This is a genomic window from Clostridium sp. UBA7339 (assembly GCF_002470865.1).
GTDB classification, from domain to species: Bacteria; Bacillota; Clostridia; order Clostridiales; family Clostridiaceae; genus Clostridium_J; species Clostridium_J sulfidigenes.
Window position 1 is genome coordinate 145,740 of the sequence record NZ_DKPI01000006.1, and the last position, 17,080, is coordinate 162,819.

Here is a 17,080-nt window from a genome sequence, read left to right on the forward strand (position 1 = left end):
CTATTTATATATTTAACATTTTCACTATATAAAAATATCCCTATATAACTATTTATATAGGGAAAATTTTATATATTTAACTATAAAACTATTTAACTAGTTAACTAGTTGTTGTCATAGTGCGGGTTTCAGGGTTTTTCTTATTTTCTTTTACAGCTTTCTATTAGGTCTATTATTTTTCCAAGGCTGTCCCTTTGTTTGCTTTTGCTCATGTTTTTAATATAAGTTTCTTTATCTCTATTAACTTCATCAATAGCTTCTAAAAGAGTCAATGCATTTAAATTTTCTTCCTCTATAACTTTACTATATCCTGATTTATTAAAAGACTTAGCATTTAAAATTTGATCTCCTCTACTTGCCTTAGCTGATAGGGGTATTAAAATATTTGGTTTCTTTAAAGCTAAAAGCTCAAATATAGTATTAGACCCAGCTCTAGAAACTACTATATCTGCCAATTGCATTAAATCTGATAACTGTTCTTTAATATAATCAAACTGAGCGTATCCCTCAACTACATTTAAACTCTTATCTAAATTACCTTTTCCACATAGATGTATTACATTAAAAGTTTTAAGTAAGTCCTGTAACGCTTCTCTAACACATTCATTTATAATTCTTGAACCTAAGCTGCCACCAGTAACTAAAATTACAGGCTTATCATCTTTAAATTTACAAAATTCCTTAGCCTTTGTTTTGCTGCCCTTAAATAGTTCACTTCTAATTGGTGAACCTGTAAGTACAGCTTTCTTTTTATTAACATGATCCATAGCCTCTTCAAAGGTAACACAAATCTTTGTTGCATAGGGCATGGATATTTTATTTGCTAGACCAGGTGTAATATCTGACTCATGTATTATAATTGGAATTTTATTAAAATAAGCTCCTAACACCACTGGAACTGATACAAATCCTCCCTTTGAAAAAACTATGGCTGGTTTTTCTTTTTTTATAATTGACTTTGCTTCAAAAACCCCTTTAATAACCTTAAAAGGATCTGTAAAGTTCTTTACATCAAAATATCTTCTTAACTTACCACTAGAAATACTATGATATTTAATTTTTTCTGCTTCTATAAGTTTTCTTTCTATTCCATGTTCAGTACCTATATACTGTATTTCATATCCTAGCTCCTTTAGCTTGGGCACAAGTGCGATATTGGGAGTTACATGTCCAGCTGTTCCTCCACCTGTCATAATGATTTTTTTGTTACTCAATTTAAAAGTCCTCCTAAAATTACCTAGTAAAAGCTTTAATAGCTTTGAAATATTTAAAATAAAAATATCTAAGCCTTAGACGAGTATATGTAATCTCGCTAAAGCTAAAAATAATGTTATTACTATATAGATTTTATTATAATATGTTTTTTATTATATTAGATATATTATGCTCCTTATTAAGTTATGCCACATATGAAGACAAATGTAAATATAAAATATGAATTTTATATTAAAAACTATTGAATATATACATAAAAAGGTAATTGCTCATAATCTTTCATATGTTTCCACCCATTCTCTTAAATAATCTTCTTATATCCGGGTACAATACTATTATCAAAACAAAGGAGGTGAAAATACATGTCAAACAATAATAATAATTCTAATCAACCAGCAGTACCTCAAGCTAAAGCAGGTTTAAACAAATTTAAAATGGAGGCTGCTCAAGAAGTAGGAGTTAATCTTAAAGAAGGATATAACGGAGACCTAACTTCTAGAGAAGCTGGATCAGTTGGTGGTCAAATGGTTAAAAAAATGGTTGAAGCTTACGAAAAAAATCTTTAATCAAACATTTGTAAGTAGCGTGTGGTAAGTTTATTATTTAAGAAGTTAGCAAAATTTGTTTAAATAATAAGAGGTTCACATTAATATGTTTGTTGACTTCTACTAATTTATTGGAGGAGGAATATAAAATGACAAGCAAAAGTAGATTATTAGTACCAGAAGCTAAAGCAGGTTTAGACAGATTTAAGATGGAAGCAGCTCAAGAAGTTGGAGTTAACCTAAAAGAAGGATATAATGGTGATTTAACTTCTAGAGAAGCTGGATCAATCGGCGGACAAATGGTTAAAAAAATGGTTGAAGCTTACGAAAGAAATTTATAGGATATATTAATATCTGAATAAATTATTTAATAGTAAGTAAACCCTAAATAGGAGATGCACCTTATAGGTGCATCTCTTTATTAATGGGATTTTAACTTTTAATTGACTTTCTTATATAAAACTTTTAATTACCTTTTACATCTTATACTTTTAGTTGCATTTTATATCTTTAAGTTTTAATTGCACACTTCTTCTTCCCATATATTCATTTATATCTGGCTGAAATAATATATTTAGAAATAGACCCTTCGGTCTTATATACCCACTTCCAATATCTCTATATTCATCTCCATAGACATCTTTTAAAATCTCAATAACTTCATCTCTTTTATTGAAATATAAACCATCTATCAGATTATTGGTACTTTCCACATTAAATCTAAATTTAACATGCTGATATTCACTTCCTAAAAATCTTATATCTGCCACTAAAACTCTATTAGCCTTTAGAATTGGCGTTGGATTTCCCTTTCCAAAGGGCTCTAATAACTTGAATTCTTCTACAACCTGTTCTGTTATATAATTTAACTTTATGGGAGAATCTACTCTCATTTTAGAAGCAAGATCTTCCTCACTTAAATAGCAGTTTTCATTTAATAATTGTCTAAACTTTGAAATATTTTTTTCTTCTATGGAAAGTCCTGCTGCCATTGGATGTCCACCAAACTTGCTTAGTAAATCCTTACATTTTAGCATTTCTTCAAACATATTATATTCTTCAATAGATCTACCTGAACCCTTTGGCATATCTTTTCCCTGGGTTAAAATAAAGGTTGGCTTACCATACCTTTCCTTAACTCTGCCTGCTACAATTCCTGCAATACTCTCATGGATATGCTGGTTATATACTACAAGTACTCTATCATTTATCAAAGAAGACCCTTCTATGTCAGCACAAACTTGTTCCACACTTTCTGTGGTAAGGTCTTGCCTTTCCTTATTAAGATTAAAAACCTTTGTAGCAATATCCATAGCCTGACCCATATCTTGACAAAGTAGTAGATCTAAGGATAGCTCAGCAGTTTCTAGCCTTCCTGTAGCATTGATACAAGGACCAATGTTAAAGCCAACATTATAACAAGTTACCTCATCCTTTATATCAATTATATGTTTTAAAGCTTTTATTCCTAAATTTCTTGTATTAGAAAGTATCTTTAGCCCTTCCTTTGCAATGATTCTATTTTCATCCATTAAATCTACCACATCGCATATAGTGCCAATGGCAGCTAATTCTAGAAGATCATCAGTATTTTTATCCTTCATATTCATAGCTCCATATAAAGCTAAAGAAAACTTATAAGCCACACCGGCTCCACATAAAAGTTTAAAGGGATAATTACAATCCTCCTGCTTAGGGTTTATTAAGGCATCACTACTTGGAATTACCATCTTTCTTTCTCCATCTATCTCCTCAAAGGGAAGTTCATGATGATCTGTGATAATAACCTTTAATCCAAGTTCCTTAGCTCTTTTTACCTCTTCTATAGCAGAAATCCCATTATCGCAACTTATTATAAGATTAAAGCCTTCCTCTGCTATGGTCTCTATTCTAGAAATACTCATACCATAGCCTTCATTTTCCCTATGTGGTATATGATAAGCTACTATTCCACCACAGCTTTTTATAGCCTTATAAAGAATGGCAGTACTAGTAACTCCGTCTGCATCATAATCTCCGTAGACCATAATTTTTTCCTTATTATTTATAGCCTCCACCATAATTTCTATGGCCTTATCCATATCCTTCATAAGATAAGGGTTATATAGCTTATTCAAAGAAGAATTTAAAAATTCATCTGCCTTTTCCTTAGTATCTATTCCTCTATTCATAAGCACCCTAAGTGTAATAGGAGTAACCTTTATATCCTTAAGTAGCTCCTTTAAAACCTCCATAGAGCACTGACTATCTTTCCAAACAGTATTCACCAAATCACCTTACCTTTAATTCCTTATAATTCCTATTGTTTCCTTAATAAATACCTTATCTATTACACTAAGGATTTCTTCTTCTGTGCAATTACTTAGGTTATAAAACTCATTTAAAAGTAATTCTCCACCACTGTGCATTATTTCATAGACAGCTAGGTGCATAGATAAAACTATGGATTTCTCTAGAGCTAACATTCTCTTTAAATTTTGACTCTTTATATATTTTTTAAAGAAATCTTCAGTAAATATGCCCTTTAAAGCTTTTACTTTATCAATGTTTTCTTTAATTATCTCTTTAACCAAATCAATATTTTCCTTAGATGTAGATAAAGTTATGGTATATAGTTTTATGCCCTTTTCTTCCTTAACCTTTCCTTGAATATCATATACTAAACCTCTCTTAGTTCTGATTTCATCATAGAGCAAGGAGCTAGTGCCCCCTGCAAAATATTCATTAAATAATTGAAGTAAGGTAACTTCCCTTTCACTTAGGTTATGAATGGGAAATATATATTGAACCTTGCATCCATTAATTGAGAGATTCTCTTCAATATACACTCCAGCCTTGGGATTCTCGTAAAGGGAAAAAGTCTTTTCTTCTTGACTTTCCCTTGATGAAACTCTTTCAGAGCTCCTTTGGGTGAAGGATGATTTTACCCCTTCCAGGACTTCTATTTCACAGGTGTTATGCGTTAATAAAGGTTTTGTCTTATTCAAGGATGCTATTTCACCTTCAATAATTTCAATAACCTCACTTAGGTCTAAAGAAGTTACTACAGAAACTACACAGTTATCTAGGGTGTAAAACTTCTCATGGTACTCCCTTATCTCTTCTAAGGTTAGAGCCTTTATAGTTTCTTCTCTGCCTATGATTAACTCCTTTATTCTTCTTTTTTCAAAGGTTTCATAGAATAAAAAATCTTCACAGTGCTGAACTACATCATCACTCCACTCCTTAAGTTCCTCTATGATAACTGCCATTTCTTCCTTAAAACCTTCTTCTCTAAAGGCTGGATTAAATACTATATCAAAATATATATTAAAGGCATTTTTAAAATCTTCCTTTAAGGAGCTTCCATAATAAACTGCATAGGGATAATTAGTCATAGCATTATGAAATCCTAGGTACTCATTGCATATCTCATTGATATCCTTCTCGCTTTTACTATGGGTACCCTTAAATACCATGTGTTCTACAGCATGGGCAATGCCCAGATTATTAGAATTTTCACTATTAGCTCCTGCTTCTAACCCTATGGTAAAAGAAGTTATATTTCCTGGAACTCTTTCATAAAGCAACCTAACTCCATGTTTTAAAAATATCTTATCCATGCTACCCCCACTTTACTTCTATTACTTAATTAGCTCTACCTTTTCTATAAAGTCATCATCCATAAATACAATGACATTTTTACCTCTACCAGCTCTATTTTGAATTGGTAAGGCTCCTAAATCCACTATGTTCTCTTGACCATTTTGGGTAGTTATTTTCAGGTTTTCTTCAAATAAATCTACGCATAATTCATTATTTTTATTTGAAATAACACCGCTTCTTGCTTTTGCAAAGATAACTTTATCATCATCCTTTAAGCTAATTCCCATAACTCCAGTGGCATTTTTCCCCATGACATTTATAGCTTCTAAATCAAATTTAAGGCACATACCCTTTCTTGTGAAGAGTAACCCTTCTCCTTTGTCAGCTTCAACTTCTACTTTAATTAGCTTATCCTCCGGAGTCTTAAATTTATATGCTGAGATATTAGTAAAATCACCAGTGAATTCTTCTATACTAGTTTTCTTTACTACACCTTTTTCAGTAAAGAAGTAGAAATTTTCTTTAGAGCTTCCTTCATTATCCACAGATATTATTGCAATCACTGGATCCTTAGAATTATAACCTTCAAATAGCTTTTCCAGTTCAATACCCTTTTTATCTATGTTTTGTATCATTAAGGCTGACATTTTAAATAACTCTCCACCAGCTGTAAATAGGAATAACTCACCGTTAGAGTTTGATGTAGTTATAACCGGTTCTCCGCTTCTTCTACTGGAAGTTCTTAAGATCCCCTTTTTATTAACAGTTATATAGAACTCTTTATAATTAAATTCATCTACATAACTACACTGAGTTATACTATCTCCATGGGTTAAATTAACTATAGGTTTTCCAACTATACCTCTATCCACTGGCTCAACCTTAGGCTCCTGTGCAATGAAGTTTAATCCCTTAGCAGTAGTTATTTCAATAAATCTTTCTTCTCTATCTTTATCCACTAATTCAGCACTTATCAATTCTTCATCCTTTTTAAGCTTAATACCTTGTAGTCTTGAATTATTAGTAATAAACTTGCTAAGTTCAGTTTTCTTGATAAGACCTCTAGAGGTCATAAGAAGCACATCCCTAGTAATAGAGAAATCCTGTACTACAAAGGCATTTACTATGTGTTCCTTATCTAAATCTAGAGTTCTAATAAATCCTTGAATTCTCTCACCCTTGTCTCTCCACTTAAACTCAATTAAATTTGCAACCTTACATTGATACATATTTCCCTGATTTGTAAAGATACATAGGGTATCTCTGGTATTACATTCAAAGAAGAATCTATTAAAGTCTCCTTCTCTATATTCTATATCCTCAGTATTTTGTGTTGTTCTAATAAAGGATTTTAAAGCAGTTCTCTTAACATATCCATCCTTAGACATGGTTACTACCACATCTTCCTCTACTATAAGTTCTTCTAATTGAATATTAGCATCACTATCATCTTCTAAAATAGTAGTTCTCCTTGGGTCATCATATTTTTCCTTAACCTCTAGAAGCTCCTTTTTAATAACTTTAATAAGCTCCTTTTCACTACTTAATACCTTCTTAAGTCCCCTAATCTTAGTCTCTAATTCCTTATGTTCCTTTTGGAATATCTTAATTTCAAGACCTGTAAGTCTATAAAGCATCAACTCTAAAATAGCTTCTGCTTGAGGGTTAGTAAAGCCAAATTTGCTTATTAAATTTTCTCCTGCATCCTTTTTAAATTTAGATGCCCTAATAGTTTTAATTATTTCATCCATGATTCCAATAGCTTTAATAAAGCCTTCTACAATATGGAATCTCTTTTCTGCTATTTCTAGCTCTCTTTTTGTTCTTCTTGTAATAACTTCCTTTTGATGTTCTATATAGTATTTAATTATAGTCCTAAGTCCCATGGTCCTAGGCTTTCCACCAGCTAAAGCCACCATGTTAAAGGATATATTACATTGAAGCTCCGTTCTCTTAAATAGATATTTAAGGACTCTATCCGCCGTTTCCTCTGTAGTGTTTTTCTTAAATTCTACAACGGCTCTAATACCATTTCTATCAGATTCATCTCTAATATCCGCAATGGATTCCACTGCTTTGCTATGCTTTTTATCTCCTGTTAAATCAGATATTGCTTGAAGAAGCTTAGCCTTATTTTTTCTATAAGGAAACTCTGAAATAACAAGACCAAGTCTACCACTTTCCAAGGTTTCAAAATGAGTTTTAGCTCTTAAAACCACTTTTCCTTCCCCAGTTTCATAGGCAGCCACTAAAGAATCCTTTCCCATTAATATTCCACCAGTAGGTAAATCCGGTCCCTTTATGTATTCCATAAGTTCTCTAGTGGTTATTTCCTCATTATCTGCATAGGCAATGGCTCCATCAATAACCTCTCCTAAGTTATGGGGTGGAATATTGGTAGCCAATCCTACAGCAATACCAAAGGCTCCATTAACAAGAAGGTTTGGATATTTTGCAGGTAAAACTGTAGGTTCCTTTTCTGTATCAGAGTAGTTATCCATCATATCAACTACATCTTTATCAATATCTTTAAGCATTTCTAAGGCAATGCCAGATAGTCTAGCTTCTGTATAACGCATGGCAGCTGCACTATCTCCATCTATAGATCCCCAGTTTCCATGACCATCTATAAGGGGCTTTCTTGTAGTAAAATCCTGAGATAAAATTACCATGGCATCATAAACTGATGTATCTCCATGGGGATGGTACTTACCTAGAATATCTCCTACTATTCTGGCAGACTTATAATATGGCTTATCTGGGAATGCCTTAAGCATATAAGCTCCATATAAAATTCTTCTATGAACAGGCTTTAGTCCATCCCTTACGTCTGGAAGAGCTCTATCCTTTGATACTTCTACAGCATAGGGAAGATAGTTCTCTGGCATAGCCTCATCTATAGAAACATCTATAATATTATTATCTATTGGAATTGGTTCTTTTTTCTTTGCCATTGTAACACCTCCTAAAATTCACCGTGATTGTACATATAGTTTCTTCTTGGCTCTACCACATCTCCCATGAACAAGGAAATCATCTTTTCAGCCTTAGCAGCATCCTCAATGGTAACCCTTTGAAGAGTTCTAGTAGCCGGATTTAATGTAGTATCCCAAAGTTGGTCTGCATTCATCTCTCCCAACCCTTTGTACCTTTGAATTAATGCACCCTTACCAATTTCCTTCTTAGCCTTATTTAGCTCTTCATCATTATAAACGTACTTACTAACCTCACCATTTTTAGTGATTTTATAAACCTTATAAAGAGGTGGTAATGCAATAAATAAATTTCCATTTTGAATAAGTTGTCTCATATATCTATAAACATAAGTCATCCAAAGGGTTCTGATATGATATCCATCCACATCGGCATCACTTAGTATAATTATCTTTCCATACTTTAATTCCTCTGGTTTAAAGTTTTCTAAAACTCCAGTTCCTATGGCAGTATTAAAGATTCTAAGTTCTTCACTTGCAAGAACATTTTCTAATTTTTGTTTTTCCGTATTCATAATCTTACCCTTAGAAGGCATTATGGTTTGGAATCGTCTATCCCTTGCTTGTTTTGCAGAACCTCCCGCAGAATCTCCCTCCACCACTATAAACTCAGTAAATTCTCTGTCTTTCAAAGTACAGACAGCTATTTTTCCTGCCAGTGGTGCAGTACCATTTCCTATCTTTTTCTTCTCTGCTTCATTTATTTTCTTAATTTTCTCTCTTCTAGCTGCAGCTGAAATAGCATTATTAATAATTACAGTAGCTAGTTCTTTATTATCCTCTATCCATTCACCTAGCTTAGTATAGGCAAGGTCATTCATTGCAGAATAGGCTTCAACATTTCCTAGCTTAGTTTTAGTTTGACCCTCAAAGACTGGATTTGTAATTCTTACCTTTACAATGGCAGTCATACCTTCTCTAATATCGTCCCCTTCAAAGTCCTTATCCTTTTCCTTTAAAAGATTTAACTTCTTACTACCTTCTTTAAAGGCTCTAGTCATACCAGTCTTAAATCCTGTTTCATGAGTACCAGCTTCTTTTGTGGGAATATTATTTACATAGCTAGCAATATGCTCTGCCGTAGAATCTGTAAACTGTATGCATATTTCTCCCGATACCATAAGTCCATTAATTTCTCTTTCTCCTTGGAAAATTATTGGCTCTTTGTGAAGGACGGTTTTACTTTCATTTAAATAATCTATAAAGTCTAAAAGGCCTCTCTCTGAATGATATACTTTTTCTACAACATCATCTTTCCTTGCATCTCTTAGAATTAAGGTAATCCCTTTATTTTGAAAGGATAGCTCCTTTAATCTTTCATCAATTATTTCAAACTTATAATCTACATTTCCGAAAACTTCACCATCTGCTAAAAAAGTTACTTTAGTACCAGTTTCATTAGACTTTCCTACAATCTTCAAAGGTGTAGCTGGGGTTCCCGGCATGTCCCTTTTAAGTTCTTTGTCATATCCATAGTGAAATTTTTGCAGATAAATATTTCCTTTTTGTTTAACTTCTACCTCTAACCACTTAGACAGAGCATTTACAACAGCAGCTCCAACTCCATGAAGTCCTCCTGAGGTCTTATAGTTATTATTATTGAATTTACCTCCTGTGTGAAGTTCTGTATAAACCATCTCCACCCCAGATTTATTTTTAACAGGATGTATTCCTGTAGGTATTCCTCTTCCATTATCTTCTATAGTAACGGTTTTATCCTTACTTAAAGTAACTATTATCCTGTCTCCAAATCCATTGGCAACTTCATCAATAGAGTTATCTAGTATTTCCCATATACAATGGTGCAGACCCTTAGTACCCGTTGAGCCAATGTACATTCCAGGCCTAACCCTTACTGGCTCTAATTTTTCAAGAGATGTGAGATCTGTAACTTCATAAGTACCTCTATTATTCTCCTTTTGCGCCATATTATCCCTCCTTAAAAGTTGAGTTACATTTGTTATTGTATAACTTTATTCCAAAGGAGTAAAGTTTTTTCTTGAAATTCCAAAACAAACGTTCTTATTTTTGCGGTATTTTTTTATTATTTTTCTAATTACTTGAAAAAATAAAATTCTATCCCTTTAATGAACCGCAATGTTCTTTATTTAAATAGTAAATATTAAAATTTTACATGAAAAAGCCTATAATTACTGTTCTGCTATGTTTTCGTAAAATATATTGCTAATCTTATATGGAATATATAGCATGTGCTTTAATATTATTGTTAGGGAATAATATTAGTACGTGCTTAAGGTTTATTTAGATTAGTTTATTTTACAAAAGTCTCATAAACATTAATTATAAGCTTTACTTAATATACATATTTTATTCTTCACATTTTAAATTATTTATAAAGCTTTTTAATTCTTCTACTCCTTCATCTATGGAGTTTATCATAAGCTTTTTGTCATATTCATACTTATCAGAGCTGTGAGTATATAGTGGGTCATAATACCTTACCATAAGTTCCTTAACCACTTCTTCATACTGATCATTATTAACCATATCACAATATATTTCTATGTTTTTTTCACTGATGTGTTTCTTTAATCTTCTTAGTGCATCACAAATTTCTTCATTACAGCTATTATTTTTAGTGTATTCATCAATTATTATCTTACTTCTAAAATCTATTGGAGCATCTACAAATATGTGAAGTCCCCTTTTCATATCAGAATGTATATATTCCGGAATTAAAACCCTTCCTATCCTTCTACTTTCTGCTTCAATGAATACATATTTACCCTTAACAGCCTTTAATTCCTCATAGATATTAGATTCAAACTGCTTTTGGCTAGTACCATCTCCAAGGCCTACAGCACCTAATATGGAGCCTCTATGATTAGCACATCCTTCTAAATCCAATACATCATATCCATCAGCTCTAAGTTTTTTTAAAATCTCAGTTTTTCCAACTCCCGTATTACCATGAAGTACTATATAGGTAACTTTTTCATTAACCTTAGGCAACTCCTCATTTATGAAGGCTCTATAGCCTTTATAACCATCCTTTATTCTGCTAACTCTCATGCCAAGGGCACCTAAAAGATCTGTAATAGATGCACTTCTCATGCCACCTCTAGCACAAAATAATACTACATTTTTATGTTGTTTTTCAAGCTCATGAATTCTATCATATATATAAGGTAGTTTTTTAGATACTGTCTCTACCCCTAATCTCTTTGCTTCCTCAGTACTTTTTCTAGTATATATGGTTCCAATAATTGCTCTTTCTTCATCATTAAAAAGAGGAATACTTACTGCACCGTTAATAGTAGCCTCATTAAATTCTCCTGTACTTCTCACATCAACAAGGACATAGTCTCCAGTTAGATCTTTATATTCTATGGTTTTTGACATAATCATTCCTCCAAATTAAGTAACATCTTTCCATAAGAAGTCATTTGTTTTACAATGGCAAAACTTCCTATAATTTTCTCATAAACAACACTTGCAAACCATAATAAATTCAAATAACTACAACTCTATCTATTCTATATTGTAATGATTAATATGTCAAACTAGAGATAATCCTACTAATCTAATTATCCCCTTTAACCCAGCTATTTAAACACGCCTTAATATCTTCTGTAACCATATCCCTATTTATTTCATTTAATATTTCATGTCTTCCACCTTCATATAGTTTATAACTTAAATTTTTAATACCTAAACTTTTAAAAGTATCAACTAGAGATAATATTCCCTTGCCATAGTTTCCTACTGGGTCCTTATCACCACTAAACATGGTTATAGATAAGTTCTTTGGTATGCTAGCAAGATTGTCCTTTTTATGTATTGCCTTCATTCCCTTTAAAAAATCATAGAAAAAGGATACCGGAAACACTCCTCCACAATAGGGGTCTAGAATATATTTTTCTACTTCCTCCTCGTCCCTACTTAACCAATCATATTTAGTTTTTTGATTTTCTACTAGCTTATTGTAATTTCCAAAGCCTAAATCATCCATTAACTTTCCACTAGATCTTCTACCCCTAAGATTCATTATAACCTTTGACAAAAATATTCCCATATTCATTGAAGTATTAGGTTTACCACCAGTTCCAGATAAAATTACACCCTTAACAGTGTCTCCATATATCTCCATATACCTTTGTGCTATGAAAGACCCCATACTGTGACTAAAAATATAAATATCTAGTGATGGGTTTTCTTCTTTTATAAAATTATTTATTTCACGTTGATCATGAACCATGTCATGGAATCCATCATTATCGCTAATATATCCTAAAGCACTTAGGCTTTCTGCAGATTTTCCATGACCTCTATGGTCATCAGCATAAACTATAAAACCATCCTTAACCAATTCCTTTGCAAATCTATCATATCTGCTACCATATTCAGCCATACCATGAATAAGTTGTATAACTCCCTTAGGTTTAACACCTTCATCTAGCTCCCATTTGTATAAATAAATCTCTTTTCCATCTCGCATTTTTAAATTCATTTCTTTATATGTCATAATATACCCCACCCAAAATATTTTATTTAAATAATTTTCAAATAATTCCCTTATAATAAATTATATATAAATTTTTTTCGGCTGACAACAGTTCACTAAAAAAATCGGTATGATAATTGCTAAGCAACACATACCGATACACAAAGAATTATATAACTATTTCTACACTTTCCTTAGAAACTTGATTTACTATATTATTTATCCACTTGTTACTTCTATATCTTCTAACTACAATAATACATTTTACAATTTCCTCTGCTGCAGTAACTGAAACCACCAAATATATTGGTAGATGTAATATAAAAGCTGCCACAAAAGATAATGGGATTCCGATGCCCCATAGAGTTATACCCTGTACAATGGCACCATATTTAGCATCACCGCCTCCTCTTAAGATTCCAACTACCAAAATTACTGTAAATACTCTAAGAGGCATTAGAGCAGAGTATACATATAGAATCCTTAAAGAATTTCTTAGCACTTCCTCAGAAACTTTAAACACAGTTAAAACTATTGGTGAAGTTATAGCTAAAACTACAGCTAATATAACTCCTGTAATCAAAGAAATTACACATAGTCTTCTAGCATAAAGTAATCCTCGCTTTTCTCTTCCAGCTCCAATTTCCTTACCTATAACTACCACCGCCACATTGGCAAGTCCAAAGGTTATAATCATAAATAGATTAAAGATGGTTGTACATATTTGTATAGATGCCGTAGCTTGAGTTCCTATTCTTCCATAAATTACTGCGTAGGTTAGGTTCCCCAACCCCCAACAAGCTTCATTTAAAAGCACTGGTATCATAGTTACAAATACACTTTTAGTCAGCTCTCTTGTAATATTAAATAAATCTTTAGCTTTGGCAGCTAAAATATTCTTAGAAGTATAGGTATATAAAACTAAAAGTGCACATTCTGAACCTCTAGCTATTATGGTGGCAATAGCTGCCCCCCTAACTCCCATTGCTGGAAAACCTAATAAACCAAATATAAGGACAGTATTAAGAACTCCATTTACAACTAACCCTAAAAAACTAGCTAACATTGGAAGTACAGTATTTTCTACACTCCTTAAAGCAGCTGCATAGTTAAAAGATATAGCTGTAAAGATATAACTAAAACAAACTATTTTTAAATAGCTAGCCCCTATCTTAATAACTTGAGGATCTATGTTGAAAATTGAAATTATTTTCTCTGGAAATAATACTCCTACTAAATTAAAAACACTGGTTATAAGAACACTACTTATAATTCCTATACCTAAAACCTTCTGTATATTATTTTTATCTCTCTTCCCCCAAAGTTGAGCTATAAAAACTGCACATCCTGAACTTATTCCCATTATAAATAAGCTAAATATAAAATAAAATTGATTAGCAATACCTACTGCTGCTAACTCAACTTCTCCAACTCTTCCTATCATCAAAGTATCTAGCATATTTACTGAGGATGCTATTAGATTCTGCAATATAATTGGTAAAGCTAGAAATAATACCATCTTATAAAATTTCTTATCATAAAATAATTCTTTTAAAGTTTTCTTAGTCATAGATATTCTCCTTTCCGGCAAAAAAAAAATACCACTTTGAAGGTTATCAAAGTGGTTTGCTTCAGCACTTGTATAATTTTAAAAATTACACTTCTATTTAGTTTTACAAAACTTAATTTCCTATAAAATTATAGATAATTTAAACCATACTGTCAACTATTACGAGTTAAAAATTTATCCCTTACAAGTTAAAAATTCATCCTTTTTACTTACACATCATCAAATTAAGGATAACTCTGTCTGCATCAGCCATTCCAACTACCCCTAAATCTGCCATATTCTTTATAGTTCTCTCCACATCCTCATGAACAATTCCATCATGAGATGATACTTCTACCCCTTCCAATGCAAGGGCTGCACATAGCACTGATGTACCTACTGCTGTAGAAATTTTTAGAGCACATCCTGGCTTTGCTCCATCACAGACCATACCAGAAACGTCTGCCACCATATTTTTTATAGCTTTATTTATAGCACATAGTTCTCCTCCTAGCATATAAACAATGGCACAACTAGCTCCAATTGAAGCTGCAACTCCACATCCACATAGAGCTGAAAGTCTTCCTATAAAGCTTTTTACATGAATAGTTATAAGATCACTAAGGGCTACGGCTCTAACTAAAGTATCATCACTAACTCCTAGTTTTTCTGCCGCTGCAATTACAGGTAAAGTAGCTGTTAATCCTTGGTTTCCACTACCTGCTGTACTCATTACTGGCAGTGTACATCCATCCATTCTAGCATCAACGCCTGCAGCAGTTAATCCCATGGCATAAGTTTGAAGTGAATCTGCAAACATTTTACTGTTCTTTCCATCTAATAAAATTTTTCCTGCTTTAAGTCCATATTCTTCTTTTCTTCCAGCCTCTGAAACTCTACGATTCATTTCTATACCTTCCATTAAGAACTCTATATCCTCATAGGGTACAGTTTTTATGAATTCATATATATCTTTAACAGATAACTGTTCCTCGTCTCCATTATCCTCTGTAGCTACAGTTTTAACCTCTTCGATTTCAAACAATATCTCTTCATTTCTAGTAATTAAAACTATATTGTTATGTTTATTTTTAATTATTACAGAAGAGCTATCATGGCCCTTATGTCCAATAACCTCTACATAAAGTTTTTCCGGCGCTTTAGTAAGGTCTATTGTAACCTTGCCCTCTGCTAAATATTCCTTTGATTTATCAATATCTGACTTAGTAACATCCTTTAAAACCTCTAATCCTGCCTCTGCATTGCCACCAATAGCTCCAAGGGCTGCTGCAATATTTAAACCAACCATTCCTGTACCAGGTATTCCTACTCCCATACCATTTTTTAGAATATTACAGCTAACAAGAACCGTAACCCTATCTGGAACTCCTCCTAAAGCTTGACTACATTTCGCCGTTGCAAGGGCTAGAGCTATGGGCTCTGTACATCCTAAGGCTGGTATAACTTCTCTCTTAAGAATATTTATGTATGTATTTTTCATTATTAACATCCTTCCTTAATAGACTGTTTTTAATTTAAACAGCTCTTTAATTTAAATAGTACATTAATATTTAGGCTCTGTTGAAATTAGGTAATGGTTTACATTATGTGCTAACCTTCTCCATTAGGTTTTAAAGTTTTTTAACATCCTAATTATATCAAAGGGAGGGCTTTATTTCAATATTATTAAAGCCCTCTAAAATATTCTGGTTTAAAGTTATTTTGTCCTGCTAAAAAACCTTCTATATCTGAAAGTAATCTTTCCTTTTCTTTACCTAATACTGCAGCTAGTGGTGCATAGTTTGATGCATGATTGCTTCTAAATATGCAGTTTGTAAGATCTAGTTCTTTAACAAGGTGATAAACCTCCTCCATTACTTCCATAGGATTTAAAAGCATAAGAGCTCCTCTTTTTATTTCTTCATATATAGGTGCATCTTCAGGAGTCATAAGAGTTAAAAGGCCTAGATAATCTGGATTTATGGCATTAATAACCTTTGCTGAGTTTAAAGCATGATTTTTCCAGTTTTCTAACCCACCTAAGCCACTTATTAGAGTGCAAGATAGTTTTATTCCACTATCCTTAATTTTTCTTCCAGCCTCAATAAGTTCCTTTGAGGTTGCTCCCTTATTCACTTTAAGCAGAACCTCATCATCTCCGCTTTCTATACCTAGATATACCATTGCCAAACCCTTACTTTTTAAAAGCTTTAGTTCTTCTGGAGTTTTAAGTAAAATGGACTTGGGACTAGCATATACAGTAATGCTTTTACATTCTGAAAATAATTCTTTAATTTTATCCAAAATTGTAATAAGTCTTTCTGTAGGCATGATAAGAGCATCACCATCAGCTATAAATATTTTTTCTATATATCCATACCTCTCCTTAGCCCAAACTAAATCCTCAATTACCTCTTCTAAAGCTCTCATTCTAAACTGCTTTGCCTTATACATATTACAAAAACTACATTTGTTGTGAGAACAACCAATGGTAGCTTGAACTATTAAACTTTTTCCTTCACTAGGTGGTCTATAAACAGCACCTTCATATCTCATAAATTTTCCTCCTTCATATATAGAAATCCTTATCCTAGGATATAGAAGCTCTTTCCTCCACCTTTAAATAAGATGGGAATACTAGAGCTGGTAGTCATGGAATAAAAAAGGAATACATCAAAATTTAACTAACCTTAATAGTTAGCATTTAATTCTGATGGATCCCTTAATT

12 protein-coding genes are annotated in these 17,080 nt (G+C 32.4%); 2 read left to right on the plus strand and 10 right to left on the minus strand.

The window, feature by feature from the left end:
* Positions 1-140: 140 nt before the first annotated feature.
* On the minus strand, positions 141-1,214 hold the full coding sequence (locus tag B2S02_RS04120; protein WP_035129182.1) for an undecaprenyldiphospho-muramoylpentapeptide beta-N-acetylglucosaminyltransferase: 1,074 nt from the start codon (positions 1,212-1,214) through the stop codon (positions 141-143).
* A gap of 363 nt (positions 1,215-1,577) precedes the next feature.
* Here B2S02_RS04120 and B2S02_RS04125 point away from each other — a divergent pair, with 363 nt between their 5' ends.
* Both B2S02_RS04125 and B2S02_RS04130 read left to right on the plus strand, forming a co-directional pair.
* Complete coding sequence (locus tag B2S02_RS04125) at positions 1,578-1,781, plus strand: small, acid-soluble spore protein, alpha/beta type (RefSeq protein ID WP_150845036.1); 204 nt, start codon at positions 1,578-1,580, stop codon at positions 1,779-1,781.
* Between the two features lie 128 nt (positions 1,782-1,909).
* Positions 1,910-2,101: an alpha/beta-type small acid-soluble spore protein gene (locus B2S02_RS04130; RefSeq protein ID WP_035129176.1), complete on the plus strand. Its 192-nt coding sequence runs from the start codon at positions 1,910-1,912 to the stop codon at positions 2,099-2,101.
* Positions 2,102-2,251: 150 nt separating this feature from the next.
* Here B2S02_RS04130 and recJ read toward each other — a convergent pair whose 3' ends face one another.
* The 9 genes from recJ to B2S02_RS04175 all read right to left on the minus strand — a co-directional run bounded on the left by recJ (position 2,252) and on the right by B2S02_RS04175 (position 16,908).
* Positions 2,252-4,027 (minus strand): single-stranded-DNA-specific exonuclease RecJ, encoded by a 1,776-nt coding sequence (gene recJ, locus B2S02_RS04135; RefSeq protein WP_346920670.1) that lies wholly within the window; start codon positions 4,025-4,027, stop codon positions 2,252-2,254.
* Between the two features lie 15 nt (positions 4,028-4,042).
* Complete coding sequence (locus B2S02_RS04140; RefSeq protein WP_346920331.1) at positions 4,043-5,362, minus strand: pitrilysin family protein; 1,320 nt, start codon at positions 5,360-5,362, stop codon at positions 4,043-4,045.
* Positions 5,363-5,383: 21 nt separating this feature from the next.
* Entirely contained in the window at positions 5,384-8,299 is a 2,916-nt protein-coding gene (locus B2S02_RS04145) for a DNA topoisomerase IV subunit A (protein ID WP_346920332.1), read from the minus strand.
* Positions 8,300-8,310: 11 nt separating this feature from the next.
* Entirely contained in the window at positions 8,311-10,266 is a 1,956-nt protein-coding gene (locus B2S02_RS04150) for a DNA topoisomerase IV subunit B (RefSeq protein WP_346847842.1), read from the minus strand.
* A 400-nt stretch (positions 10,267-10,666) separates the two neighbouring features.
* Positions 10,667-11,701 carry a tRNA 2-selenouridine(34) synthase MnmH gene (mnmH, locus tag B2S02_RS04155; protein ID WP_346878705.1) on the minus strand — a complete coding sequence of 345 codons (1,035 nt, stop codon included), beginning with the start codon at positions 11,699-11,701 and terminating at the stop codon, positions 10,667-10,669.
* Between the two features lie 181 nt (positions 11,702-11,882).
* The gene (locus tag B2S02_RS04160) at positions 11,883-12,824 is read right to left on the minus strand and encodes an alpha/beta hydrolase (RefSeq protein WP_346847840.1); all 942 of its coding nucleotides are present in this window, start codon (positions 12,822-12,824) and stop codon (positions 11,883-11,885) included.
* 148 nt (positions 12,825-12,972) lie between these two features.
* On the minus strand, positions 12,973-14,373 hold the full coding sequence (locus B2S02_RS04165) for an MATE family efflux transporter (RefSeq protein ID WP_346847839.1): 1,401 nt from the start codon (positions 14,371-14,373) through the stop codon (positions 12,973-12,975).
* A gap of 205 nt (positions 14,374-14,578) precedes the next feature.
* Positions 14,579-15,853, minus strand: coding sequence for a serine dehydratase subunit alpha family protein (locus tag B2S02_RS04170; RefSeq protein WP_346847838.1), 1,275 nt, complete (start codon positions 15,851-15,853; stop codon positions 14,579-14,581).
* Positions 15,854-16,038: 185 nt separating this feature from the next.
* Entirely contained in the window at positions 16,039-16,908 is an 870-nt protein-coding gene (locus tag B2S02_RS04175) for a radical SAM protein (RefSeq protein WP_346920333.1), read from the minus strand.
* Between the last annotated feature and the right edge of the window lie 172 nt (positions 16,909-17,080).